This window comes from Xanthomonas sp. NCPPB 3200, assembly GCF_056393585.1.
This window is the reverse complement of record NZ_CM150785.1, coordinates 1,776,418-1,801,968: the sequence shown is the minus strand read 5'-3', so window position 1 is coordinate 1,801,968 and position 25,551 is coordinate 1,776,418. Positions and strand designations below refer to the sequence as shown.

The window sequence follows — 25,551 nt, the reverse complement described above, 5'->3', positions numbered from 1 at the left end:
GTCGACCGCGGCGTAGTGCCGGATCAGGCCCTTCAGCGCAAGCCGGTCTCGCCACGCGCGATCACCAGGCGCTGGATTTCCGAGGTGCCCTCGTAGATTTCGGTGATCTTGGCGTCGCGGAAGTAACGCTCCAGCGGCATTTCCTTCGAATAGCCCATGCCGCCGTGGATCTGCACCGCCTGATGGGTGATCCACATCGCCGCTTCCGAGGCGGTGAGCTTGGCCACGGCCGCTTCGGTGCCGAACTTCTGGCCCTGCCCCTTCAACCAGGCCGCGCGCAACGTCAGCAGCAGCGCTGCATCCAGCTTGCACTTCATGTCGGCGATCTTGGCCTGGGTCATCTGGAAGGTGCCGATGGCCGCGCCGAAGGCCTTGCGCTCCTTGACGTAGGCCAGGGTCGCCTCATAAGCGGCACGCGCGATGCCGACCGCCTGCGAAGCGATGCCGATGCGCCCGGCGTCGAGCACGCTCATCGCGGTCTTGAAGCCCTCGCCTTCCACGCCCAGCACTTCCTCGGGCTGGGCGATGTAATCGGCAAATTCGATCTCGCAGGTGGCCGAGGCACGGATGCCGAGCTTGGGCTCGGTCTTGCCGCGATGGAAGCCGGCGCGATCGGCGTCGACCATGAAAGCAGTGATGCCGCGCGAGCCCTTGTCCGGCTCGGTCACCGCAAACAACACGATGTACTTGGCGACCGGGCCGGAGGTGATCCAGCTCTTCTTGCCGTTGATCACAAAGCTGCCATCGGCCTGCTTGACCGCGCGGCAGCGCATCGCCGAGGCATCCGAACCGGACTGCGGCTCAGTCAGTGCGAACGCGCCGATCTGCGCGCCTTCGGCGATCGCGCGCACGTACAGCTGTTTCTGCGCCTCGCTGCCGTTCTTCAGGATGCCGGTGCAAAACAGCGAGTTGTTGACCGACACGATGGTGGAATGCGCGCCGTCGGCGGCGGCGATCTCGATCATTGCCAGCGCATAGCTGATCGGGTCCATGCCGGCCCCACCGTACTCGGCCGGCACCTCGATGCCCATCAGGCCGTTCTCGCCGAGCAGGCGGATGTTCTCGAGCGGGAACTCGCCGCTGCGATCGAACTGCTCCGCGCTGGGGGCGATCTTTTCCTGGGCGATGCGGCGCGCCACATCCTGGATCATCAATTGTTCTTCGGTAAAGCTGAAATCCACGTCGCACCCCTCCAGGCCTAGGCTGAGCGCCCATTGTAGCTCCAACCATTCGCATGCGTATGTAGTTGACCCCACACCCTGCCCCGCCGAAAATATCTCCATATCGCGATATAGAGATATTCATGGATCTGGAAGACTGGTCGGCGCGCCTGAAGGTATTCGCCGACGCCACCCGCGTCCGCCTGCTGACCTTGCTGGAGCAGGAAGAACTCACCGTGGCCGAGCTGTCGGCGATCACCCGCCTGGCCCAGCCGCGCGTGTCCACGCACCTAGCCAAGCTCAAGGAAGCCGGGCTGGTGCGCGACCGCCGCGCCGGCGTGTCGGCTTACTACCGTTTCGATGAGGTGTCGCTGGACCCGGCGCAGCGCGCCCTGTGGCTGGCATTGAGCACCGGCAGCGACGACCCGCTGCTGCGTCAGGACGCCGAGCGCGTGGCCGCAGTGCTGGCCAACCGCGCCGCCGACCAGAACTGGGCCGACTCGGTGGCCGGCGACATGGAGCGGCATTATTCCCCGGGGCGCACCTGGGAGGCGCTGGCGCGCACCGCCCTGCCCTTGCTGGAAACCGGCGACGTGCTCGACATCGCCTCCGGCGACGGCGTGCTGGCCGAGCTGGTGGCACCACATGCCACCCGCTACATCTGCATCGACACCAGCGCACGCGTGGTCGCCGCCGCCAGCGAGCGCCTGCGCAAGCTGCGCAATGTGGAAGTGCGCGAGGGCGACATGCATGCGCTGCCGTTTCCCGATGCCAGCTTCGATCTGGTGGTGCTGATGCATGCGCTCACCTACGCAGCCAAGCCGGCGCAGGCAGTGGCCGAATCCGCGCGCGTGCTGCGCCCCGGCGGCCGCCTGCTGCTGTGCAGCCTGGCCAAGCACGAACACCGCGCCGCGGTGCATGCCTATGGCCACGTCAATCTTGGCTTTGCTGCCAAGGAACTGCGCAGGTTCGCCGAGAAAGCCGGTCTGGACGTGTCCAGCCTGGAGACGGTGACGCGCGAGAAGCGCCCGCCGCATTTCGAGGTGATTTCGTTGATTGCGGTGAAGCCGGGAATTGGGAGTCGGGAATCGGGAATCGTTGAAAGCGGCGCCACTGCCTCACGGAGAATCGCATCATGACGCCCGCAGCAACCCCCAATTCCCAACCCCCAATCCCGTTTGCACTGCCCTGGCTGCATCCCGAGCGCGCCGCCAGACTCACTGCCGCGCTCGCCGAACGCATCCTCATCATCGATGGCGCGATGGGCACGATGATCCAGCGCCACGATCTGCAGGAGCGCGACTACCGCGGCAGCCGCTTTGCCGACGGTTACGACAGCGCGCAGGTACACGTGCATGGCGCGGGCTGCGATCACGCACACGCGCCGGAAGGCCACGACCTGAAAGGCAACAACGACCTGCTGTTGCTGTCGCGCCCGGAGATCATCGCCGGCATCCATCGCGCCTATCTGGACGCCGGTGCCGACCTGCTGGAAACCAATACCTTCAACGCCACCTCGGTGAGCCAGGCCGACTATCACCTGGAACATCTGGTCTACGAATTGAACAAGGCCGGCGCGCAGGTCGCGCGCGCCTGCTGCGATGAAGTCGAGGCGCTGACCCCGCACAAGCCACGCTTCGTGATCGGCGTGCTCGGCCCCACCAGCCGCACCGCCTCGATCAGCCCGGACGTCAACGACCCCGGCTACCGCAACACCAGCTTCGATGCCTTGCGCGACACCTACCGCGAGGCCATCGACGGCCTGATCGACGGCGGCGCCGACACGCTGATGGTGGAAACCATCTTCGACACGCTCAACGCCAAGGCCGCGCTGTATGCGATCGAGGAAGTGTTCGAAGCACGCGGCGGGCGCCTGCCGGTGATGATCTCCGGCACCATCACCGATGCCTCCGGACGCACCTTGTCCGGCCAGACGGCCGAGGCGTTCTACGCCTCGGTCGCGCACGGGCGGCCGCTGTCGGTGGGCCTGAACTGCGCGCTCGGTGCCAAGGACCTGCGCCCGCATGTGGAAACGCTGGCGCAGATTGCCGACGCCTACGTCAGCGCGCATCCCAATGCCGGCCTGCCGAATGCCTTCGGCGAGTACGACGAAACCCCGGAAGAAATGGCCGAAACCCTGCGCGAATTTGCGCAGGCCGGCCTGCTCAATCTGGTCGGCGGCTGCTGCGGCACCTCGCCGGATCACATCCGTGCGATCGCCGAAGCGGTCGCCGACCTGCCGCCGCGGCAATTGCCTGGCGCGCAGGAGCTGGCAGCGTGATGCAGAGCGATGACACTCATCCGTCCTTCGGGCACCTTCATCCGCATGCGGGGGAAGCAGGCGTGCAGCGCCGGATGAGTGCGGACGGCTGCGTCCCGTCACTTCCTTTTCCGATCCGGGCTAGCAACGCGGCCGCCCTTCTTCAGAGCATCGCATGAGCACTCCCCGCCACACCCGCCTGTCCGGCCTGGAACCGCTGGTCATCACCCCGGACCTGTTGTTCGTCAACGTGGGCGAGCGCACCAACGTCACCGGCAGCGCGCAGTTCCGCAAGCTGATCAAGGAAGAGCGCTACGAAGAGGCGGTGGAGGTAGCGCGCCAGCAGGTCGCCAACGGTGCGCAGATCCTCGACGTCAACATGGACGAGGGCCTGATCGATTCGGAAAAGGCGATGACGCGTTTTCTCAACCTGATCATGTCCGAGCCGGATATCGCGCGCATTCCGGTGATGGTGGATTCGTCCAAGTGGAGCGTGATCGAAGCCGGCCTGAAGTGCCTGCAAGGCAAGAGCGTGGTCAACTCGATCTCGCTCAAGGAAGGCGAGGCGCTGTTCATCGAACAGGCGCGCAAGGTGCTGCGCTATGGCGCTGCCGCGGTGGTGATGGCCTTCGACGAAGTGGGCCAGGCCGATACCTGCGCGCGCAAGGTCGAGATCTGCACGCGCGCCTACAAGGTGCTGACCGAGCAGGTGGGCTTTCCGCCGGAAGACATCATCTTCGACCCGAACATCTTTGCCGTGGCCACCGGCATCGAGGAGCACGACAACTACGCGGTGGACTTCATCGAAGCCACCCGGCAGATCAAACGCACGCTGCCGCATTGCCATGTTTCCGGCGGCGTTTCCAACGTGTCGTTCTCGTTCCGCGGCAACGAGATGGTGCGCCAGGCGATCCACTCGGTGTTCCTGTTCCATGCAATCAAGGCCGGCATGGACATGGGCATCGTCAACGCCGGCGGCATGCCGATCTACGACGAGCTCGACCCGGAACTGCGCGAACGCGTGGAGGATGTGATCCTCAATCGCCGCAAGGACGGCACCGAACGCTTGCTGGAAATTGCAGAGCGCTACAAAGGCAGCAAGGGCGCGGCGAAAGTCGAAGACCTGGCCTGGCGCGAGAAGCCGGTGCGTGCGCGGCTGGCGCATGCGCTGGTGCACGGCATCGATGCATTCGTGGAAACCGATACCGAGGAGGCGCGCCAGCAATCCACCCGCCCGCTGGACGTGATCGAAGGCCCGCTGATGGACGGCATGAACGTGGTCGGCGACCTGTTCGGCGCTGGCAAGATGTTCCTGCCACAGGTGGTCAAGTCCGCGCGTGTGATGAAGAAGGCGGTGGCGTACCTGCTGCCCTTCATCGAAGCGGAAAAGCTGCGGACCGGCGATGTCGGCAAGTCCAACGGCAAGATCATCATGGCCACCGTCAAGGGCGATGTGCACGACATCGGCAAGAACATCGTCGGCGTGGTGCTGGCATGCAACAACTTCGACGTGGTGGATCTGGGCGTGATGGTGTCGGCGCAGGTGATACTGGACCGTGCACGCGCAGAGAATGCGGACCTGATCGGTTTGTCCGGCCTGATCACGCCGTCGCTGGAAGAGATGTCGCATGTCGCACGCGAGATGCAGCGGCAAGGCTTCGAGATTCCGCTGTTGATCGGTGGCGCCACCACCTCGCGGGCGCACACCGCCTTGAAGATCGACCCGCACTACACCGCCCCCACCGTGTGGGTGAAGGACGCCTCGCGCGCGGTGGGCGTTGCGCAATCGCTGATCTCGCGCGACCTGCGCCAGGCCTTCGTCGCCGCCAACGATGCCGACTATGCAGAGATCCGCGCGCGCCATCGCAATCGCGGCGACGCCAAACGCCTGGTGTCGCTGGAAAAGGCACGCGCACAGCGTTTCGACGGTGATTGGGACACCTACACACCGCCCGCCCCGCGTCAGCCAGGCCTGCACGTGTTCGACGACTATCCGCTGCAGGAGTTGATCGAGCTGATCGACTGGACCCCGTTCTTCCAGGCCTGGGAGCTGGCCGGCAAGTTCCCGGCGATCCTCAGCGACGAGGTGGTCGGCACCCAGGCCAGCGAGTTGTACCGCGATGCACGCAAGATGCTGCGCACCATCGTCGCCGAAAAATGGCTGACCGCGAAGGCGGTGTTCGGGCTGTGGCCGGCCAATGCAGTCGGCGATGATGTTGTCGTGCTGACCGAGCCTGCAGAATCGGGAATCGGGAATCGGGAATCGCAAGGCGATGCATCAGCGCCCGACCATTCCCGATTCTCTATTCCCCATTCCCTGCACTTCCTGCGCCAACAAGTCGACAAACCCGTCGACCGCCCCGACTTCTGCCTGGCCGATTTCATCGCGCCCAAGAGCAGCGGCAAGCAGGACTGGATCGGCGCGTTTGCGGTCACCGCCGGCATCGGCATCGAGCCGCATGTGGCGCGGTTCGAAACCGCACACGACGACTACAACGCGATTCTGCTCAAGGCCCTGGCCGACCGTCTGGCCGAGGCGCTGGCCGAGCGCCTGCATCAACGCGTGCGCACCGAATTCTGGGGCTATGTGGAGGATGAGATGCTGGACAACGAGGCGCTGATCGCCGAGCGCTATCGTGGCATTCGCCCGGCTCCGGGGTATCCCGCCTGCCCCGAGCACAGCGAAAAGCGCACCCTGTTCGACCTGCTCGATGCCGAGCGTCATACCACGATGACGCTGACCGAAAGTTTCGCGATGCTGCCCACCGCAGCGGTCTCCGGCTACTACTTCAGCCATCCCAAGAGCCAGTACTTCGTGGTCGGGCGCCTGGGCAAGGAACAGGTGGCCGACTACGCCAAACGCAAGGGCATCACCGTGGCAGTGGCCGAACGTTGGCTGGCATCGAATCTGGATTACGACCCGGAATAAGCACAGCCGCAGACCACAGACATCGCAGGAGCGCACCCGGGCGCGACGAGGCTTTACCGGTAAAGCCTCGTCGCGCCCGGGTGCGCTCCTACGCGGCGCCGACGCATTGCACGGCGGCGCCCTTTATCACGCCAGCATCAAGCAGCCGGCCGCAACACGTTCAAGACCTCGTAGCAGGCGCCCATGGTGTGGTAGTCGGTCTTGCCGGCGGGGCTCTTTTCGTCGCTGTACTTGCGGTTGTCCGCGTCCAGAATGCGGTACCACGCACCATAGCGATGGTCGATCATGTGCTCCCAGGAATACGCCCAAAGCTTGTCGTACCACTGCCAATAGCGCGGCTCGCCGCTGCGCTGCGCCAGCAACGCCGCCGCCGCCAACGATTCGGCCTGCACCCAGAAATACTTGTCGTCGTCGCAGACCTTGCCGTCCGGGTCGAAGCCGTAATACAGCCCGCCACGCTGCGCATCCCAGGAGCGCTCCACCGCCACATCGAACAGGTGTTGCGCGGTCGGCAACAACCAGTCGGTCGGTGCGTAGCGATCCAGCAGCATCAGCAGCTTGGCCCATTCGGTCTGATGGCCCGGCTGGAAACCCCAGGGGCGGAACAGGTGCTTGGGATTGTCGCGGTTGTAGTCCCAGTCGATGTTCCAATGCAGATCGTAGTGTTCCCACACCAGACCGTCGGCCTTGGCCGCCTGGCGCCGGGTCATGGTGTCGGCCAGCGACAGCGCACGGTCCAGGTAGCGTTGCTCGCCACTGGCTTCGTACGCGGCGATCATCGCCTCGCACATGTGCATGTTGGCGTTCTGGCCGCGGTAGCTGGTGAAGTTGAATTGCGCATCGGCCTCGTCGCGGTACAGGCCGAATTCCGGCTCCCAGAAATACTTTTCCAGCAGCTGCCAGGTCTCGTCCATCCATGCGCGCGCCTCCTCGACACCCGCCTTCAGGCCGCACGAATACGCCAGCAGCACGAAGGCCACGCCGTAGCAGTGATTCATGTCGTCTTCGACCACGCCGTCACGCAAGGTCCATGCGTAACCGCCGGTGGCCGGATTGCGATGCACGTTGCGCAGATAGTCCAGGCCGTGACGCACCGCCTGCAGGTACTGCGCATCGCCGAATTCGCGATACGCCATCGCGTAGTTGAAGACGAAGCGCGTGCTGCTGACCAGATGCCGATGCCCGGCATCGTAGATCGAACCATCGTCGCGGAAATACTGGAAAAACCCGCCCGCCGGGTCGATCGCGCGCGGGTGGTAGAACGCCATGGTGTCGGCGATATGCTGACGCAGTACATCGGCCGAACGGAAATCGGGTGCGGGGCTCGCAGGCAAACGGCTCATGATTGTTCCTGGATCAGGGAATGGACTTCATCGACGCTCGGCATCGCCGCAAACGCGCCCTTACGCGTCACCGCCAGCGCACCGACCGCCGCGGCAAAGCGGATCACCTCGGTGATCGCAGCGGCATCGCCGGACAGCTGCTCCAGCGTGGATGCACGCGTCGCCAGCTGAAACAGCAAGCCACCGACGAACGCATCGCCCGCTGCCGTGCTGTCGCGCACCTGCACGCGGAAGGCCGGAACCTGACCCGAATCGGTGCGTGTCTGCCAGTGCACCGGGCCACCACCGTCGGTGACCAGCAACCAGCTGGCCTGGCCCTGCCAGAGCTTGCGGGTGACCGCGCTGGCGTCGCCATCGAGCGTGCCGGCCAGGTAATCGAGTTCTTCGCGCGAGAGCTTGACCACATCGGCCAGCGCCAACGCCTCCCACAGCAGTGCAGCCGGGTCCACATCCTGCGGCCACAGCATCGGGCGCAGGTTGAGATCCAGGCTGACGATGGCGCCATCGGCGCGTGCGCGGCGCATGCCGTCCAGCGTGCATTGCGCGATCGCAGGCTCGGTCATGCTGTTGGAACACACATGCAGCACGGCAGCCTGCGTGAAGCCGTCCGCGGCGAAATGCTCCGGCCGGAACAGCAGATCCGCCGCAGGCGGACGGTAGAAACTGAAACTGCGTTCGCCGGCTTCATCCAGTGCAACAAAAGCCAGCGCAGTCTTGGCCTCATCGGTGCGCACGATGCCCTCGGTGGCGACACCGGCCTGCTGCAGGCTCTGCAGCAGAAAATCGCCGAACATGTCGCGCCCCAGCATGCCGACGAAATGCGCTGCGCCACCCAGGCGCGCCACCGCGACTGCGACATTGGCTGGCGCACCGCCGGCGTATTGCGCAAACGTGCGCGCCTCATCCGGACCGGCCTGCGGCAGTGCCAGCATGTCGATCAAGGCCTCGCCAAAACATACCACCCGGTTCTTCAAGGCACTCATGCGCGCGCCTCCGCCAGTGCGCCGCGCAGACGCGAACCCCAGATGCCGTAGAACACGATGTAGAGGTAGCACACCAGCGGCAGCACGAACGACTCGTGCAGACCGATGCTGTCGGCCAGCAGGCCCTGCAGATACGGCACGATGGCGCCGCCGACGATGGCCATGATCAACAGGCTCGAGGCGCGGCCGGTCAGCGGGCCAAGCCGCTCGATGCCCAGCGTAAAGATGGTCGGGAACATGATCGAATTGAACAGACCGATCGCCACCAGCGCATACACCGCCAGCATGCCGCCGCTGGCCATGGTCAGGCCCAGCAGCAGTGCGTTGATCCCGGCGAACACCGACAACAGCACGCGCGGCGACAACTTGGCCAGCAAGGCCGAACCGATGAAGCGGCCGATCATCGCCAACGTCCAGTACGCCGACACGTAGTGGGTCGCTTCGCGTTCGGTGAACCCGCCGATCTGCGGCAACGAGAAATAGTTGACCATCAGGCTGCCGATCGCCACTTCCGCACCGACATAGAAGAAGATCGCCAATACACCAAAACGCACATGCGGATGCGCCAGCGCATCCAGCAGCGAATGCCTGCTTTCATCCTTCTGCGCGCCCGCATCGGTCAGGGCCGGCAGACGGAACAGGAACACGAAGATCGCCAGCAGAAACAGCACAATGCCCAGACCGATGTACGGCCCCTGCACGGCTTGCGCTTCCTGCACGCGATAGGCCAGTTGCTCGGCTTCCGGCAGCACCTTGAGCTGGTCGCCGCTCATGACGGTGTTGGACAGGATCAGCCAGCCACCGAACAGCGGCGCGATCGCAGTACCCAGCGAATTGAGCGCCTGCGCCAGGGTCAAGCGGCTGGACGCACTGCGCTCCGGGCCCAGCAGCGCGACATACGGGTTGGCCGCCACCTGCAGGATGGTGATGCCGGTGGCCAGCACGAACAGCGCGCCGAGAAATGCGCCATAGACGCGCAATTCCGCCGCAGGCCAGAAGCCCAGCGCACCGACCGCGGCAACCGCCAGCCCGGCCACGATGCCTTGCTTGTAGCCAAGCCTGGCCACCAGCCAACCGGCCGGCAGCGACATCAGGAAGTACGCGCCGAAGAAGGTGAACTGCACCAGCATCGCCTGCGCGAAGTTGAGCTCGAACACCGCCTTCAGATGCGGAATCAGGATGTCGTTGAGGCAGGTGAGAAAGCCCCACATGAAGAAGATCGTGGTGACCACCGACAACGCAACGCCGTTGTTGACGGGCGCCTTGTTGCCGCTAGGCACTGTGGACTGCGTGGAAAGGGAAACCATAGGAATTGCCTGGTCAGCGGCCTGAGGCCTTGGTGGGGGAATGGGCGGGAGAATCACTGGGGGAGTGAAGCGGAACCACGGAGCTTGACGCGCTGGCGCTGCTGGCGCGGATCTTCAATTCGACTGCGGCGGTCAGGCGCTGCGATGCAAGGGCGGGACTCCCGATACGCTGCAACACCAATTGCGCAGCCTGGCGCCCGCGCGCGCGCGGATCTGCGGCCAGCGTGGTCAGCGCGGGCGTGAACAAGGCGGCTTCGGCGATATCGTCGAAACCGGTCACCGCGAAGTCGCGCCCCGGCACGATGCCATGCATCGCCAGCGCCGCCATCAGGCCCAACGCGACGCTATCGTTGTAGCAGACCGCCGCAGTTGCGCGATCGTGCTCGGCGCTGTCCAACATGCGACCGGCGCACAGCGCAGCATCCTGTCGATTCGGTGCGGATTCAACGTAATGCACGGCCAGACCGGCGTCGGCCATTGCGCGCGCGTAACCGGCACGGCGTTGCCGGCAGGAACTGGATTCGGCATGACCACCGAAGAACACGATGCGCCGATGGCCTTGCGCGATCAGATGCGCGCAGGCAAGCAACGCGCCCTGCTCATTGTCCAGCGCCAGCAGATCCCAGCCCGCGCCCTCCACTTCGCGGTTGAACAACACCACGTTGTGTTGTCGTCCCAGCACCTGGGTCAGCGCCTGTGCCTGGCTGCCTTCGGCCGGCGACAGGATGATGCCGGCAGGGGTATGCTCCATCAACGAGGTCAGCACCGCCTGCTGGCGCTGCGTCGATTCGCCGGTGCTGCCGAGCAGGGTCACATAACCCGCCGCGCCCAGCGCTTCGTCCACGCCTGCGGCGAATTCGGCAAAGAACGGATTGGACAGATCGTTGATGACCAGCGCGATGCTGGATGAGGTGCGGCAGCGCAGATTGGCCGCAGCACGGTTGTAGACGTAGTGCTGCCGATCCAGTTCGGCCTCCACACGCGCGCGTGTGGTCGCATGCACCAGCGGGCTGCCGCGCAGCACCAACGACACCGTCGCGCGCGATACGCCGATGGCACTGGCGATATCGCGCAGGGTCACCGCCCCGCGTCCGTTACGGCGCGCGTCGCCGTCCTCCGAAGCGGAGGGCGCCGGTTTGGCACGCGTCACGTTGCCGACCTTGCAAGGGGAGAAGTGCGCATGCATCTGGCGTCGATTGGATCGATCCAATTAGGCCTTTTCCGGGCACTCAATGCATGCGGCAGTGCAACATGGACAGCGGCCGCGACGCTGCCGCCGCCTTCCATCATGCCATCACTGAAAGGCAATCGACAGGCCGATCCCGCCCTGCCAGTCCGGGCTCTCCGAGGTCAGCCCGCGCAGCACCGAGACATCCAGCTGCATCGCATGCGGCAACTGCCAGGCACCGCCGGCGCCGGCCACGCGCGAATGCTCGCTGCCGGTATCGAAGCCTGCCTCGACATAACTGCTGAAACGCTCGCCGGAAAAGAACGTGTAGTTGGGCGAGAAGGTCCAGGTATGCCCATCGCTGTCGCGCGCATAGTTGACGTATAGCGCCAGTGCGCGCTGCTGGGCCAGATCCCAGGACGCGGTCACGCCCAGTTCGCGCGCGTAGCCATCGCTGAAGGCAGCGCTGCCGGTCGGCACGCTGTAGCTGCCGAGCGCGGCCCAATGAAAGCTGTCCGACTGCGACGGCAATGCCACCTTCAGGCCGATATGGCTATCGCCTCCGCCACGCACATAAGCACCGCCACCGTGCTGCCAGTTGTAGCTGTCGCTGCCGACCTGCAGTTCCACGTTCTGGAACAGGCCCAGGCGCAGCACCGTATCGGCGGTGTACTGGGTGATCCGCTGCCCGTCGCTGCGATCGGTACTCGCATCCGGCAGACCCTGCTCCCAGGCGAACACGCCGGGCTGCAGCACTTCGGCGGCAAACGGAATGCCGGGACGGTCGAACGCAGGGGCATCCTCCGTCTGTGCAGCGGCCTGCCCACTCATCCCGCATAACCCAAACATGGCAGCGGCCAACACCATTGCGCGCGTCGCCTGCAAACCCGAAGCGCCACGCGCGGTGGAGGCAACCGACGCAACGGCACGGGACTTCAACACGTTCGACAACATGGACATACGCGGCACCATCGGCAGAAGTGGGCAGCGACGCAGTGGGCAACATGCCCGGCTGCGTCGACAATAACGCGGCGATGGTGCCGCGCGCGCCGTGACCGGCCCGTGTATCGCCAGCGGCACGTTTGTCGCATAGCTCGACCAGAAGGCGCGCAAGTAACGATTCAAGGACGCAACACACAGGCAACGCACAAAAACATGGGCACCCATCAGGTGCCCATGTGCCAACACAAACCTATCTACGCAGCCTTACCAGACCAGGTCGTCGGGCACCTGGTACTGGGGATCGGCATACGGGTCTTCGCCTGCCGGCGCATTCGGGTCCACCTTCAATGCCACCGATGGCGCGAATACCGCTTCGGCGTCGGCCAGGACCTCGGCAGTCACCAATAGGTAACGACCGTTGAGCTGCAGCACGCCAAGCTCGCCGGCGTTGAGCGCCTTGAGCTGATCGGCAGTCACGTAGATACGCTTGATCTTGCCGCCATACGGGAAATGCCGGGCGATATCCGCATCGGCAAGATTGAGCCCCTTGTCCTTGAGCAGCTCTTCGAGCTTGGCCTTGGCTTCGCGACGCAGGCGTGCTTCTTCCTGTTTCAGCCGCTCGGCTTCGATGCGCTCGTCCTTCTCGCGTTGCGCGCGGATCGCATAGGCCTTGGCCAGGTCGATGTCCTCACGCGTGCGTGCCGGCCTGGGTCCGCGGCGGTCGGCCGTGGACTGCGGCGGACGCTGCGATCCTGCCGGCTTGCCATCGTTGCGACGCTCCGGCCTGCCGTCGTGTTTGCGCTCGCCCTTGCCGTCGGTCGCCGCAGCGGCATGCGGCCGCTGCGGTCCCCTGCCCTGGCCACCCGGCTTGTTGCCGCCGGGCGCAGGCCTGCCACCGTTGCCATGTTGACGCGCGGCAGGCCGTGCGTCGGGTTTGCGTTCGGGCTTGGGTGCGGACTTGAAGCCCAACCCAAGCAACTGGTCACGTAAGGTATCGCTCATGGCGGTGGCAATCTGCAATCAATAATGCGGAGGCGGCGGTTCATCCGCTGCGTCGGCAAACAACGTGGAGCGCACCTTGCCCAGATCCTCGAGCAGGTGGCGGATCAGTTCGGCATTGCGGGCGCCCGTCAAACGGGCGTCCGCAAGTGCTTCACTCAGTTCATTGAGCGCCTGCTCCTGAAAGGACAGGCGCGTTTCCAGTTCAACCAACCGCGCGTCCAGTTCCTGGTCGCGCGGCGAGAGTTGCTCATGCATGCAACGAACGGCCTCGTCCGATGGCGTAGTAGGCCAGACCTGCAGCTTCGATTTCCTGCGGGTCGTAAAGGTTGCGGCCGTCGAACACCACGTCGTCCTTCAAGGCCTGCTTGATCTTGCCGAAATCCGGGCTGCGGAACTGCTTCCACTCGGTGACCACGACCAGGGCGTCGGCGCCTTCCAGTGCGGCAAATGCCTCGTCGCAGAAGGTCAGATCGTCGCGCTCGCCGAAGATGCGCTTGGCTTCATGGGTCGCTTCCGGGTCGTAGGCACGCACGGTGGCACCGGCTTCCCACAACTGCTCCATCAGACGGCGACTGGACGCGGCACGCATGTCGTCGGTATTGGGCTTGAACGCCAGGCCCCACACCGCGAAGGTCTTGCCGGCAATGCTGCCGGTGCCTTCGGCGCCGTAATGCCGCTGCACCAGTTCGAACAGGTGCCCCTTCTGCGCGTTGTTGACGCTTTCCACCGCGTTGAGCAGGGTCGGCTCCATGCCGTACTGCTCGGCGGTCTTGGCCAGTGCCTGCACATCCTTCGGGAAGCACGAGCCGCCATAACCGGCGCCGGGATAGATGAAGTGCCAGCCGATGCGCGGATCCGAACCGATCCCGTTACGCACGTGCTCGACGTCCGCACCGACGCGCTCGGCAATATTGGCGATCTCGTTCATGAAACTGATCTTGGTCGCCAGCATTGCGTTGGCCGCGTACTTGGTCAGCTCGGCCGAACGCACGTCCATCTCCACGATGCGGTCGCGGTTGCGGTTGAACGGCGCATACAGACGACGCATGCGGGCAATGGCCGCCGGCTTCTTGGCGCCGATCACGATGCGATCCGGACGCATGCAGTCGGCCACGGCGTCGCCTTCCTTGAGGAACTCGGGGTTGGAGACCACATCGAACTCATGGTCCACGCCGCGTGCGTCCAGCTCTTCCTGGATCGCCACGCGCACCTTGTCGGCGGTGCCGACCGGCACGGTGGACTTGTTGACGACCACCGAGGGGCCATCGATATGGCGACCGACGGTACGCGCAACCGCCAGCACGTACTGCAGGTCGGCACTGCCATCCTCGTCCGGCGGCGTGCCCACGGCGATGAAGGTGATTTCGCCGTGCGCAATCGCCTCGGCCGCATCGGTGGTGAAGCGCAACCGGCCAGAGGCGTGGTTGGCTTTCACCATCGGCTCCAGGCCGGGTTCATAGATGGGAATCACCCCACGATTGAGACCATCAACTTTCGCCTGGTCGATATCCACGCAGATAACGTGATGACCTACTTCCGCCAGACAGGTACCGGTGACAAGACCAACATAGCCGGTACCAAAGATCGCAACTCGCATGGGTGGGGGTACTCCTGTGGGGGATCAGGGAAGGATACCCATCAGTTCGACATCGAACGTCAACGTTGCGTCTGGTCCGATCGGCCCCCCCTGCGTGCCGTTCGGGCCATAGGCCAAGTTGGATGGAATCCAGAAACGGTATTTCGAACCGACCGGCATCAACGCGACGCCCTCGGTCCAACCTGCAATGACTTGATTCAGACCGAATTCGGCCGGCTGGCCGCGCTGGTAGGAGCTGTCGAACACCTGACCGTTGAGCAGCTTGCCTTCGTAGTTCACGCGCACCGTGTTGGTGGGCATCGGCCGCTCGCCGCTGCCCTGGCGCAGCACCATGTACTGCAGGCCCGACGCGGTGGTTATCACGCCCTTCTCGGTCTTGTTCTTGGCCAGGAAGGCATTGCCTTCCTCGCGATTCTTGGCACCGGCAGCGCCCTGCTTGGCAGAGGCGAACGCCTGCATGGTGGCAGCGGCTTCCTGCTGGGTCAGACGCGTGGTGCCCTTGGCGAACACGGTGCGCACCGCTTCCATCAGGATCGACAGGTCGATCTCGTCCTTGATGCCGGCCAGCGACGGACCGACCGCGCGATCGCCGAGCATCAGGCCGACATTTTCCTTGGACGGCGCGGCCGGCGCGCTACCCGGCGCCATGCCCGGAACCTGCTGGCCGTTACGCGCCGCCAGCGCGGTGCGCAGTGCGGTGTCGGTGGCCTGGGTCTGCTCGTCGGACAACAGCGGCTTGCCGCCCTTGAATGCATTCTCGATGGCGCGTTGCAGTGCGCTCACATCGATGTCCTGGGCAATCGGCTCGAACGAACGTGCCACGTCCATACCGATGGCGTAGCTGACGTTGTCGCGCGTGCTCTTCTCAGACGATGCATTCAAAACTGGCTTCTCCTTGGTGGCCGCTGCGGCCGGTTGCTGCGACATCGCCGGCATCGATGCCGACAGTGCCACCATCAGTAGCGACGCCGCCGCGCCGCGCTTTCCCATCTTCATTCGATGCACTTCCCGAAAGTGAAAAGACACGCCGACGCCGGCGCTGAATGCGCATTGTCGCATGTGCGCGTGGCCTTGCGAGCGCCGTGCTCAGCGCGACGGCGCGTTGAGCTCGCGTTCGATTGCCGCCAGCACGCTCGGATCGTCCGGTTTGATCTTGCTGGGGAACTGCGCCACCACCCGTCCATTGCGCCCGATCAGATACTTGTGGAAGTTCCAGCCCGGCGCCACACCGGTGGCCTGGGTCAGGCGCTGATACAGCGGCGTGGCCTGCGCACCCAGCACATGCACCTTCTCAAACATCGGGAACTTGACGCCATAGGTCAGCGTGCAGAATTCCTGGATCTGCTTCTCAGATCCGGGTTCCTGCCCCTGGAAATCGTTGGACGGAAAGCCCAGCACCGAAAAACCGCGGCTGCCGAAGCGCTGGTTGAGCGCCTCCAGCCCTTCGTACTGCGGGGTGTAGCCGCACTTGCTGGCGGTATTGACCACCATCAGCACCTTGCCGCCGTAGGTACGGTTCAGGTTGATTGGCGCCTTGCCGGCCAGCGGCCGGTAATCCAGATCCAGCACCGGCGCGCCAGCAGCCAGCGCCGAGACGGAGAAAAAGCCAGCGAATACAACGACCAGCAGACGCTTGAGCAACATGAGCGATCCCTTTCGATAGGTCCGGGCCACCCGCCGACGCGGGGTGCCATCAGTTGGGTATGACAGGCAGTTGACTGCCTGCGTGTCGGTGTTATAGTTGAATACAACACCAGTCATCCAACGCAGGGGAAAGCATGAACAGCACACGCTTCTCGCGACCAGCTCCATTGCTGCTGTTCGGCAGCGCCCTGTTCGCCATTGGTTGCCTGGGAGCCGCTTCCAGTCAGGTCACGGAGTCCGGCGCCGATTATGGCGTGTCGGAGGCGGTTACGGAAAACGCGACAACTCCCCCCGAGGCGCGCACCCGGCCCAGCCGGCACCTGCGCGCTTCGCTGTCGATGCCCTATTTCTCCTTCGCGCAGGTTCTGCGCCCACGGAGCTGACCATGAACGACATCCAATGGAGCGACGGCGCTCCCATCTACCGCCAACTCAAGGAACGGGTGATTGCCATGATGCTCGATGGAATCCTCAAGCCTGGCGACGCCCTGCCCTCGGTACGGCAGGTGGCGGCCGACTACCAACTCAATCCCATCACCGTCTCGCGCGCCTACCAGGAACTGGCTGACGAGAACCTGGTGGAGAAACGCCGCGGCCTGGGCATGTTCATGACCCCGGAGGCCGCACAGAAATTGCGCGGCAGCGAGCGCGAGCGTTTCCTGAATGAAGAATGGCCCGCAGTGCTGGAACGCATCCAGCGCCTGGGACTGTCCATCGACGATCTGTTGCCACAGGGAAAAACACCATGACCGCCGTCTCCTCCGACCATGTGGTCGACGCACGTGGCCTGCGCAAGGCTTACAAGCATCGGCTCGCGCTGGACAACACCAGCTTCACCATCGCCGCCGGGCGCATCGTCGGCCTGATCGGCCCCAACGGCGCCGGCAAGACCACTGCGCTCAAGGCGGTGCTGGGGCTGACCGATTTCGATGGCGACCTGAGCGTGCTCGGCATGGATCCGCGCACCCAGCGCAACGCACTGATGAACGAGGTCTGCTTCATCGCCGACGTGGCGGTACTGCCGCGCTGGCTGCGGGTTGGCGAGGCGATCGACTTCGTCGCCGGCGTGCACCCGCGCTTCGATCGCGCCAAGTGCGAGCGCTTCCTGGCCAATACGCAGCTCAACCGCAAGTCGCGGGTGCGCGAGTTGTCCAAGGGCATGATCGTGCAGCTGCACCTGGCGCTGGTGATGGCCATCGATGCCCGCATCCTGGTTCTGGACGAGCCGACCCTGGGCCTGGACATCCTGTATCGCAAGCAGTTCTACCAACGCCTGCTGGAGGACTACTTCGACGAGCAGAAGACCATCATCGTCACCACCCATCAGGTCGAAGAGATCGAACACATCCTCACCGATGTGATGTTCATCCGCGACGGCCGCATCGTGCTGACCGCCGACATGGAAAACGTGGCCGAGCGGTACACCGAAGTGCTGGTGGGTGCCGAGCATCTCGACGCCGCCAGAGGCCTGCAGCCGATCGACGAGCGCAGCCTCCCGTTTGGCAAGACCGTGATGCTGTTCGACGGCGTGCCGAAAGCGCAGCTCGCCCGTTTTGGCGAAACCCGCAATCCCGGCCTTGCCGACCTGTTCGTTGCGGTCATGAAGGGGACCTACGCATGAATGCACTCACCCACCAAGCTTCTCCCGCACGCACGTTCGGCTGGCTGCTCAAACGCGAGTACTGGGAACACCGTGGCGGTTTCGTCTGGGCACAGATCATCACCGGCGGCATCGCGGTGTTCTTCGCGCTGCTGGGCGCGGTGATCGGCGCGATCAGCGCGCGTCGCAACATGATCGGCGACAGCATCACGATGGACGATCTGGCCGAATACACGCGCACCCTGGGCCAGGTCGGCGACGGCCTGCTGCTCGGCGGCATCGGCATCGCCTCGGTGGTCCTGGCGTTCGTGGTGTTCTTCTATTCGCTGGGCAGCCTGTACGACGACCGCCGCGACCGCAGCGTGCTGTTCTGGAAATCGCTGCCGGTGTCCGATGTGCAGACGGTGCTGTCCAAGGCCGCCTGGGCGCTGCTGCTGGCGCCGCTGATTTCCATCGTGATCGGCGTGCTGGTCGGCCTGGCACTGTGGCTGATCGCCATCGTGGGCGCCTCGATCGCCGGCGTCCCCAGCCCCTGGGCCCTGGCCACCCATTCGCACCCGTTCGCGTTGCTGTGGCTGTTGCTGAAGACCGTGCCGATGAGTCTGCTGTGGGCGTTGCCGACAGTGGGCTGGCTGATGTTCTGCTCGGCCTGGGCCACCAGCAAGCCGTTCCTGTGGGCGGTGCTGTTCCCGCTGCTGGCCTGCGTGATGCTGAGCATCCTCTCGGCGATGCCGGGTATCTCGCTGCCGATCGGCTGGATCTGGTACATCGTCGGCTACCGCGGCCTGCTCAGCGCCCTGCCCGGCACCTGGTCGCCGCGCGCGGTCAGCGGCAACCTCGACAGCAGCGCGATGCAGAACCCCAGCGATCTGGTGCAGTGGGCGCTGCAGCACACCGACAGCGCACGGGTCTACGGCAATCCGGACATCTGGATCGGCGCTGCAATCGGCGTTGCCCTGATCGCCGCCTCCATCTACCTGCGCCGTCGGCGCTCCGAAGCCTGAAGGACATCCCATGCGTCGTCTGCTGAGTCTGGCCATCCTGTTCGCCGTGCCCGGCGCTGCGTTTGCCGAGGAGCAATGCAAGTTCTCCGAACCGCGCAGCCTGGAGTTGAAACTGAGCGGAGTGAAGTCGGTGCTGTTCGAGGTCGGCTCCAACGACCTGCATCTGGACGCCGCGCCGGGCAACGGCGGGCGTTTGAGCGGCCGCGCCTGCGCCGCCAGGGCCGAGCTGCTCAAGGGCCTGACCGTCACCCAGAAGCGGGTCGGCGACAAGCTGGTGGTCACGCTGGCCGACGACCGCCCGCTGCGCATCTCCATCGGCGACAGCTATTCGTACCTGGACCTGCGCGGCAGCGTGCCGGACACGCTGCTGGTGCAGTTCGACGTGGGCTCCGGTGACGCCGAGATCAGCGGCGCTGCCGCCGTGAGTGCCGATGTCGGTTCCGGCGACATGGCCATCCGCCGCACCAGGGGCCGGGTCACCGCCAAGGTCGGCTCCGGCGATATCGAACTGGAAGAGATGGGATCGCTGCGCGTGCTGGCGGTCGGCTCGGGCGATCTCAAGGCCAGGCAGGTGCATGGCGCGGCGGAGGTCGGCAAGGTCGGTTCGGGCGACGTCAAGCTGCGCGGCGTGGCAGGCAACGTCAAGTTCGGCACGATCGGCTCCGGCGATGTCGACATCGACGATGTGCAAGGCGATGTCGGCGTGGAAGCGGTCAACTCCGGCGCCCTGAGCGTGCACAAGGTGCGCGGCGACGTCAGCGTCGCGCGCAAGGGCAGCGGCGACATCGACGTCAGCGATGTGGCCGGCACCACCCGCGTGCCGACCGACAACTGACCATTGCATTGACCATTCAAGAGGGGAACGGCTGATGAAACTGTTGATTTGTGCGGTACTGGTGGGCGCGCTGCTGGTCGGCTGCGGCAAGTCCGAACCCACGGTCGTGGTGTCGGGCAAGACCAACGCGAACGGGGTGATCTTCAACGGCAAGAGCCTGACGCTCCACCGCGACGGCCTGCCCGCGGCCACCATCGGCGCGGATGGCGCGCTCAGCATCGCCGGCAAGCCGGTGAGCCTGAACGATGCGCAGCGCCAGGCGATGCGCGGTTTCTACGTGCAGATCCAGGGCGTCGCCGATAAAGGCATCGACATCGGCACGCAGGGCGCGGCCTTCGGTGCGCATGCCGCCGGCGAAGCGCTCAAGGGTGTGCTCAGCGGCAACACCGACCAGATCGGCGACAAGATCGAAGCGCAGGCCGAAACCTTCAAACACACTGCGATGCAGATCTGCGATCAGCTGGCCAAGCTGCGCAACGCGCAGGACGCCGCCGCGCAACTGGTGCCGGCATTCGCGCCGTACTCGACCCTCAGCCAGCACGATATCGACGACTGCCGCAAGTAAGCGCGGCCTTGATCGCCGCTGCGCCCGCATCGACGGGCGCAGCGGCTGACCGGAACCTTATGGATCGTCACGCCGATTGCTGCGCGCACGCCAGGCACCCAACATCGGCCTGCGACATCTTGTCAGCCGCGCCATGTGCCGCAGGCACCGATCGGCTGGCCGGAGCGGGATTACACTAGTACGCTCCCCTGAATCCGGCGACCCCATGAACAAGTTGGTGATGCTCTGCATGGCGCTCCTGCTATGCGCCCTGACCGCCTGCGGCGACCAGTCGTCGCGGCGCGCCGAACGCGGCAAGCCGCGCGTTGCCATCACCACCCAGTCGGTGATGATCCGCCGCCCACCGGCCGCCAATGCGGAAATCACCCCGGACGGCACGCTGAAGATCGACGATATCGCGCTGCCGCAGAAAGAACCGACGCGCGCCAAGTTGCAGCTGCTGTTCGGGCACCTGCAGATGCTGCGCCAGCAGGCCGTCAACGAGGCTGGCGCGGACCCGGAATACAAGTCGATCAAGCTGACGGCCACGCCGGAGATCCAGAAGCTCAGCGGCGAATTGCTCGATGAAATCCCGTCGCTGCAGCCGTATCGCGAGAGCTTCGGCAACGTGCAGGCCGAGCGGCACTGAGTCCTGGCGACGCCGCGGATTCGCGCAAAGCCGTGTAGGAGCGCACCTGGGCGCGACGGGGCGTTGTCGATAAAGCCCCATCGCGCCCAGGTGCGCTCCTACGCACGCGCGCTACGGTGGTCAGCCACCGCCGCCAGTGCTGCCAGCCTGGATGCCACCGCGGGTCAGCGCAGCCGGATCCAGCAAACGGCGCAGATCCGCTTCGCTGAGTCCGCTGTCTTCCAGCGCCACGTCCAGCACCGGGCGCTGTTCCTTGTAGGCACGCTTGGCGATCGCCGCGGCCTTCTCGTAGCCGATGATCGGGTTGAGCGCGGTGACCAGGATCGGATTGCGGTCCAGTGCCTCGCGCACGCGCTCCTGGCGCACCTTCAACCCGGCAATCGCGCTATCGGCCAGCAGCCGCGCCACATTGCCCAGCAAGTTGATCGAATCCAGCAGGTTGTAGGCGATCAACGGCAGCGTCACGTTCAACTGGAAGTTGCCGGTCTGCCCGGCCACGGTTATCGCGGTGTGGTGGCCGATCACCTGTGCGCAGGCCATCACGGTGGCTTCGGGAATCACCGGGTTGACCTTGCCCGGCATGATCGAACTGCCCGGCTGCAGCGCCGGCAACTCGATCTCGCCCAGTCCGGCCAGGGGGCCGGCATTCATCCAGCGCAGGTCGTTGGCGATCTTGATCAATGCCACCGCCAGCGCATTGAGCTGACCGGACAACTCCACCGCGTCGTCCTGCGCAGCCAGGCCTTCGAACTTGTTGTCCGCACTCTCGAACTTGAACTTGCTCAGGCCCGACAAGGCCTTGGCCACCTTGCCGCCAAAACGCGGATCGGCATTGATGCCGGTGCCGATCGCGGTGCCGCCCAGCGGCAGCCGGCGCAGGCGCTTGAGGGCATCGTCGATGCGCTCCTGCGCCGAACTCAGCTGCGCCGACCATGCACCGAATTCCTGGCCAAAGGTCAGCGGCATCGCATCCATCAGATGCGTGCGCCCGGTCTTGACCACCTTGTCCAGCCCCTTGCCGCGCTTGTCGATGGTCTTGCGCAGATGCTTGAGCGCCGGCTGCAGGTGTTCCTGCACCGCCAGCAACGCCGACACCCGGATCGCGGTGGGCACCACGTCGTTGGAACTCTGCCCGAGATTGACGTGATCGTTGGGATGCACCGCGTCCTTGCCGGCGCGCGTGGCCAGCGTGGCGATCACCTCGTTGGCATTCATGTTGGACGAGGTGCCCGAGCCGGTCTGGTAGACGTCGATCGGAAACTGCGCGTCATACGCGCCGTCGGCGACCTGCAGCGCCGCGTCCTGCACGGCCTTGCCGATCGACTTGGGCAGCAGGCCGAGTTCGGCATTGACGCCGGCCGCAGCGGCCTTGATCAGCCCCAGCGCGCGGATGAAGCCGCGCGGCATCGGCTGGCCGGACACCGGAAAATTCTGCACGGCACGCTGGGTCTGCGCGCCCCACAAGGCATCGGCAGGCACCTGAAGCTCACCCATGCTGTCGTGTTCGGTCCTGAAACGTTCGCTCATCTGCACTCTCCGCACATGGTTGGTTTGTGGTGATGGATGGCTGGCAGCGGGCGTGCCCACGCTGGCGAGGCTGCCTACGATACTCGCTCGCAGCGTTGCGACCGTGTCGTCGCAAGCCCTGGGCTAGACTGCCCAATGATCCATACGAGGTACCACGCCGCCATGGGCGACGACCCTGACTGTAGAAACGCATCGTTTGCGTCTTGCTTGCTTGCACACCGCCCCGGCACCGACGCGCAGCCGCTGACATACCGCGTCACTGCCGCTACGCGCCATGGAGGCGGACGCCATGTTGGGTAACGTGCTGCTGTTGTTCGTCGCATTGCTGCTGGTGCTGTTGAACGGCTTCTTCGTCGCCGCCGAGTTCGCGCTGGTCAAGCTGCGCCACACGCAGGCGGTGGGCCTGGCGCAGAACAACGGTTGGCGTGGGCGGTTGTTGCTCGGGGTACATGCGCATCTGGATGCCTACCTGTCGGCGTGCCAGCTCGGCATCACCCTGGCCTCGCTCGGCCTGGGCTGGGTCGGCGAGCCGGCCTTCGCGCACCTGCTGCAGCCGTTGTTCGATACCGCCGGCCTGTCGCCGGAAGCGGCACAGTTCACCGCACTGGCGATCGCCTTCAGCCTGATTTCGTTCCTGCACATCGTGCTGGGCGAACTGGCGCCCAAGACCATGGCGATCCGCCGCCCGGAGCGGATGTCGCTGTGGACCGCCGCGCCGCTCTACGTGTTCTATTGGCTGATGTACCCGGCGATCTGGGTGCTCAACACCAGCGCCAACCGCCTGCTGCGGGTGCTGGGCTGGGGCGATGTGGAACACCAGTCGCACCGCTATTCGCGCGAGGAGCTGATGCTGATCGTCGGCCGCCAGGATCCCAACGCCGCCACGCCCGATCACGGGCTGGCCCTGATGAGCCACGCCCTGGAACTGCCCGACCTGGTCGCCGGCGACCTGATGCGCCCGCGCGAGCACCTGCGCAGCCTGCGCGAAGGCATGACGCTGGAATCGGTGCTGGCCGAGTTCAGCGAGTCGCGCTACAGCCGCTACCCGTGGTTCGACGCCGATGGCGAGCAGGTGCTGGGCATCCTGCATACCAAGGATCTGTTGGTGGCGATGGCACGCAGCCAGGATCTGGACGATCTGCGCCCGTTGCTACGCCCGCCCACCCTGCTGACCCTGGAAACGCCGATCCCCAGCGCGCTGGAGCAGTTCCGCACCGGCACCACCCATCTGGCGCTGTGCGTGGGGGAGGAGGGCCGCATCCTGGGCTTTTTCACCCTGGAAGACCTGCTGGAAGTGGTGGTCGGCGAGATCGAGGACGAGCACCGCCACGTGGTACGCGATGCCCCGATCCGCAGCCAGGACGGCTCGCTGCTGGTGGCCGGCAGCACCTCGATCTTCCGCCTGGAACGCCTGCTGGGCCAGGACCTGAGCGCGCCGGACCACGTCAATTCGGTCGGCGGGCTGATCGTGCACCAATTGCAGCGGCTGCCCGAAGAAGGCGAAACCCTGGAGCTGGACGGCCACGCACTGACGGTGCGGCGCATGGCCGGGCACCGGATCCAGGCCATCACGGTGCGGACGATCGGCGAAGCCGGCGCCGGGGCGGCGTAGAATACGCACCCCCGCCAGCCTCCCAGTGCCCTGCCCATGTCGGATTCCGCCCTGCTCGCCCTGTCCCCGCTCGACGGCCGCTACGCTTCCAAAGTGGATGCGCTGCGCCCGATCTTCTCCGAATACGGCCTGATCAGGGCGCGGGTCAAGGTCGAGATCGAATGGCTGCTGGCGCTGGCCGCCGAGCCGGGCATCGCCGAGCTGGCGCCGTTCTCGGCCGCCGCCACCCAGACCCTGCGCCGCCTGGCCGACGACTTCAGCGTCAGCGATGCCGCGCGGGTCAAGCAGATCGAGCGCACCACCAACCACGACGTCAAGGCGGTGGAATACTTCATCAAGGAACAGCTCAAGGACGATGCCGAGCTGGGCCCGGCGCTGGAATTCGTGCATTTCGCCTGCACCAGCGAGGACATCAACAACCTCAGCTATGGCCTGATGCTGGAACAGGCGCGCCGCGAGGTGCTGCTGCCCACGCTGGACGGCATCACCGCCAGCCTGCGCACCCTCGCCCATGCCCAGGCCGGCCAGCCGATGCTGTCGCGCACGCATGGCCAGACCGCCTCGCCCACCACGCTGGGCAAGGAAATCGCCAATGTGGTCGCGCGCCTGGAGCGGCAGCGCAAGCAGATCGCCGCGGTCGAACTCACCGGCAAGATCAACGGCGCGGTCGGCAACTACAACGCGCACCTGGTGTCGTACCCGGAGCTGGACTGGGCCGCGTTCGCGCAGCGCTTCGTCGAAAGCCTGGGCCTGGTGTTCAACCCCTACACCACCCAGATCGAGCCGCACGACAACGTGGCCGAAATCGGCGACGCCAGCCGCCGCGTCAACACCATCCTGATCGACCTGTCGCGCGACATCTGGGGCTACATCTCGCTGGGCTACTTCAAGCAGAAGCTCAAGGAAGGCGAAGTCGGCTCCTCGACCATGCCGCACAAGGTCAACCCGATCGACTTCGAAAATGCCGAAGGCAACTTCGGCATCGCCAATGCGCTGTTCGAACACTTTTCCGCCAAGCTGCCGATCAGCCGCTGGCAGCGCGACCTCACCGACTCCACCGTGCTGCGCGCGCTCGGCACCGCGTTCGGCCATACCCAGGTCGCGCTGGATTCGCTGGCCAAGGGCCTGGGCAAGCTGACCGTCAATCCCGAACGCCTGGATGCCGATCTGGATGCGGCCTGGGAAGTACTGGCCGAAGCCGTGCAGACGGTGATGCGTCGCCACGGCCTGCCCAACCCCTACGAGCAGCTCAAGGCGCTGACCCGCGGCCAGGGCATCACTGCCGCGTCCATGCAGGCCTTTGTCGAGAGCCTGCAGTTGCCGGAGCAGGACAAGCAGCGGCTGCGGGCGCTGACACCGGGTGCCTACACCGGGCTGGCCGAACAGCTGGCGCGCGCGATCTAAGCAGCGGTATCCATCCACCGGTATCACGCCCTTGTATCCAGC

24 protein-coding genes are annotated in these 25,551 nt (G+C 65.2%); 12 read left to right on the top strand and 12 right to left on the bottom strand.

The genetic code is table 11. The annotated features are described in order from the left end of the window. Nucleotides 1-32 precede the first annotated feature (32 nt). Complete coding sequence (locus AC06DU_RS07785) at nucleotides 33-1,151, bottom strand: acyl-CoA dehydrogenase family protein (RefSeq protein WP_223571058.1); 1,119 nt, start codon at nucleotides 1,149-1,151, stop codon at nucleotides 33-35. A gap of 152 nt (nucleotides 1,152-1,303) precedes the next feature. Between AC06DU_RS07785 and AC06DU_RS07780 the strand changes: the two genes are divergently transcribed. The 3 genes from AC06DU_RS07780 (at nucleotide 1,304) to metH (ending at nucleotide 6,349) form a co-directional block, all read left to right on the top strand. After that, complete coding sequence (locus AC06DU_RS07780) at nucleotides 1,304-2,299, top strand: ArsR/SmtB family transcription factor (RefSeq protein ID WP_039520530.1); 996 nt, start codon at nucleotides 1,304-1,306, stop codon at nucleotides 2,297-2,299. After that, the gene (locus AC06DU_RS07775; RefSeq protein WP_478203973.1) at nucleotides 2,296-3,441 is read left to right on the top strand and encodes a homocysteine S-methyltransferase family protein; all 1,146 of its coding nucleotides are present in this window, start codon (nucleotides 2,296-2,298) and stop codon (nucleotides 3,439-3,441) included. The genes AC06DU_RS07780 and AC06DU_RS07775 overlap by 4 nt, the downstream gene beginning before the upstream one ends. Nucleotides 3,442-3,595: 154 nt before the next feature. Beyond that, on the top strand, nucleotides 3,596-6,349 hold the full coding sequence (metH, locus tag AC06DU_RS07770; RefSeq protein WP_478203971.1) for a methionine synthase: 2,754 nt from the start codon (nucleotides 3,596-3,598) through the stop codon (nucleotides 6,347-6,349). A 137-nt stretch (nucleotides 6,350-6,486) separates the two neighbouring features. Here metH and AC06DU_RS07765 read toward each other — a convergent pair whose 3' ends face one another. The 10 genes from AC06DU_RS07765 to AC06DU_RS07720 form a co-directional block, all read right to left on the bottom strand. Further along, a complete protein-coding gene (locus AC06DU_RS07765; RefSeq protein ID WP_478203969.1) occupies nucleotides 6,487-7,692 on the bottom strand; it encodes an AGE family epimerase/isomerase in 1,206 nt (401 codons plus the stop codon). Next, nucleotides 7,689-8,675: a carbohydrate kinase family protein gene (locus AC06DU_RS07760; RefSeq protein WP_179464856.1), complete on the bottom strand. Its 987-nt coding sequence runs from the start codon at nucleotides 8,673-8,675 to the stop codon at nucleotides 7,689-7,691. Before AC06DU_RS07760 ends, AC06DU_RS07765 begins: the two co-directional genes overlap by 4 nt. Continuing rightward, entirely contained in the window at nucleotides 8,672-9,982 is a 1,311-nt protein-coding gene (gene fucP, locus AC06DU_RS07755) for an L-fucose:H+ symporter permease (protein ID WP_039812780.1), read from the bottom strand. Before fucP ends, AC06DU_RS07760 begins: the two co-directional genes overlap by 4 nt. A gap of 13 nt (nucleotides 9,983-9,995) precedes the next feature. Continuing rightward, the gene (locus AC06DU_RS07750) at nucleotides 9,996-11,168 is read right to left on the bottom strand and encodes a LacI family DNA-binding transcriptional regulator (protein ID WP_478204380.1); all 1,173 of its coding nucleotides are present in this window, start codon (nucleotides 11,166-11,168) and stop codon (nucleotides 9,996-9,998) included. Between the two features lie 108 nt (nucleotides 11,169-11,276). Further along, complete coding sequence (locus AC06DU_RS07745) at nucleotides 11,277-12,122, bottom strand: transporter (RefSeq protein WP_478203967.1); 846 nt, start codon at nucleotides 12,120-12,122, stop codon at nucleotides 11,277-11,279. A gap of 234 nt (nucleotides 12,123-12,356) precedes the next feature. Further along, the gene (locus tag AC06DU_RS07740; protein WP_478203966.1) at nucleotides 12,357-13,094 is read right to left on the bottom strand and encodes a DUF2058 domain-containing protein; all 738 of its coding nucleotides are present in this window, start codon (nucleotides 13,092-13,094) and stop codon (nucleotides 12,357-12,359) included. Between the two features lie 18 nt (nucleotides 13,095-13,112). Continuing rightward, entirely contained in the window at nucleotides 13,113-13,349 is a 237-nt protein-coding gene (locus AC06DU_RS07735) for a SlyX family protein (protein ID WP_024939344.1), read from the bottom strand. Beyond that, on the bottom strand, nucleotides 13,342-14,691 hold the full coding sequence (locus AC06DU_RS07730) for a UDP-glucose dehydrogenase family protein (RefSeq protein WP_024939343.1): 1,350 nt from the start codon (nucleotides 14,689-14,691) through the stop codon (nucleotides 13,342-13,344). Before AC06DU_RS07730 ends, AC06DU_RS07735 begins: the two co-directional genes overlap by 8 nt. A 24-nt stretch (nucleotides 14,692-14,715) precedes the next feature. After that, complete coding sequence (locus AC06DU_RS07725; RefSeq protein WP_016901531.1) at nucleotides 14,716-15,687, bottom strand: FKBP-type peptidyl-prolyl cis-trans isomerase; 972 nt, start codon at nucleotides 15,685-15,687, stop codon at nucleotides 14,716-14,718. Nucleotides 15,688-15,777: 90 nt separating this feature from the next. Further along, nucleotides 15,778-16,335 carry a glutathione peroxidase gene (locus AC06DU_RS07720; protein WP_024939342.1) on the bottom strand — a complete coding sequence of 186 codons (558 nt, stop codon included), beginning with the start codon at nucleotides 16,333-16,335 and terminating at the stop codon, nucleotides 15,778-15,780. A 134-nt stretch (nucleotides 16,336-16,469) separates the two neighbouring features. On the opposite strand from AC06DU_RS07720, the gene AC06DU_RS07715 reads away from it, so the two are divergent. From AC06DU_RS07715 to AC06DU_RS07685, 7 genes are all read left to right on the top strand, one after another. Next, nucleotides 16,470-16,718 carry a hypothetical protein gene (locus AC06DU_RS07715; RefSeq protein WP_478203964.1) on the top strand — a complete coding sequence of 83 codons (249 nt, stop codon included), beginning with the start codon at nucleotides 16,470-16,472 and terminating at the stop codon, nucleotides 16,716-16,718. A gap of 2 nt (nucleotides 16,719-16,720) precedes the next feature. Beyond that, nucleotides 16,721-17,083 (top strand): GntR family transcriptional regulator, encoded by a 363-nt coding sequence (locus AC06DU_RS07710; RefSeq protein ID WP_003483692.1) that lies wholly within the window; start codon nucleotides 16,721-16,723, stop codon nucleotides 17,081-17,083. Further along, nucleotides 17,080-17,955 (top strand): ABC transporter ATP-binding protein, encoded by an 876-nt coding sequence (locus tag AC06DU_RS07705; RefSeq protein WP_046342254.1) that lies wholly within the window; start codon nucleotides 17,080-17,082, stop codon nucleotides 17,953-17,955. Before AC06DU_RS07710 ends, AC06DU_RS07705 begins: the two co-directional genes overlap by 4 nt. Continuing rightward, the gene (locus AC06DU_RS07700) at nucleotides 17,952-18,938 is read left to right on the top strand and encodes a hypothetical protein (RefSeq protein WP_024939339.1); all 987 of its coding nucleotides are present in this window, start codon (nucleotides 17,952-17,954) and stop codon (nucleotides 18,936-18,938) included. Before AC06DU_RS07705 ends, AC06DU_RS07700 begins: the two co-directional genes overlap by 4 nt. A 10-nt stretch (nucleotides 18,939-18,948) precedes the next feature. Further along, complete coding sequence (locus AC06DU_RS07695; RefSeq protein WP_065032429.1) at nucleotides 18,949-19,773, top strand: GIN domain-containing protein; 825 nt, start codon at nucleotides 18,949-18,951, stop codon at nucleotides 19,771-19,773. A 34-nt stretch (nucleotides 19,774-19,807) separates the two neighbouring features. Then, the gene (locus AC06DU_RS07690) at nucleotides 19,808-20,338 is read left to right on the top strand and encodes a DUF2884 family protein (protein ID WP_440584322.1); all 531 of its coding nucleotides are present in this window, start codon (nucleotides 19,808-19,810) and stop codon (nucleotides 20,336-20,338) included. A 205-nt stretch (nucleotides 20,339-20,543) separates the two neighbouring features. After that, the gene (locus AC06DU_RS07685; protein ID WP_016901538.1) at nucleotides 20,544-20,966 is read left to right on the top strand and encodes a hypothetical protein; all 423 of its coding nucleotides are present in this window, start codon (nucleotides 20,544-20,546) and stop codon (nucleotides 20,964-20,966) included. A 120-nt stretch (nucleotides 20,967-21,086) separates the two neighbouring features. Here AC06DU_RS07685 and AC06DU_RS07680 read toward each other — a convergent pair whose 3' ends face one another. After that, complete coding sequence (locus AC06DU_RS07680; RefSeq protein ID WP_039520488.1) at nucleotides 21,087-22,493, bottom strand: class II fumarate hydratase; 1,407 nt, start codon at nucleotides 22,491-22,493, stop codon at nucleotides 21,087-21,089. A gap of 289 nt (nucleotides 22,494-22,782) precedes the next feature. Here AC06DU_RS07680 and AC06DU_RS07675 point away from each other — a divergent pair, with 289 nt between their 5' ends. Both AC06DU_RS07675 and purB read left to right on the top strand, forming a co-directional pair. After that, nucleotides 22,783-24,105 (top strand): hemolysin family protein, encoded by a 1,323-nt coding sequence (locus tag AC06DU_RS07675; protein ID WP_478203962.1) that lies wholly within the window; start codon nucleotides 22,783-22,785, stop codon nucleotides 24,103-24,105. A 36-nt stretch (nucleotides 24,106-24,141) separates the two neighbouring features. Further along, nucleotides 24,142-25,509 (top strand): adenylosuccinate lyase, encoded by a 1,368-nt coding sequence (gene purB / locus AC06DU_RS07670; RefSeq protein WP_167708725.1) that lies wholly within the window; start codon nucleotides 24,142-24,144, stop codon nucleotides 25,507-25,509. Nucleotides 25,510-25,551 lie beyond the last annotated feature (42 nt).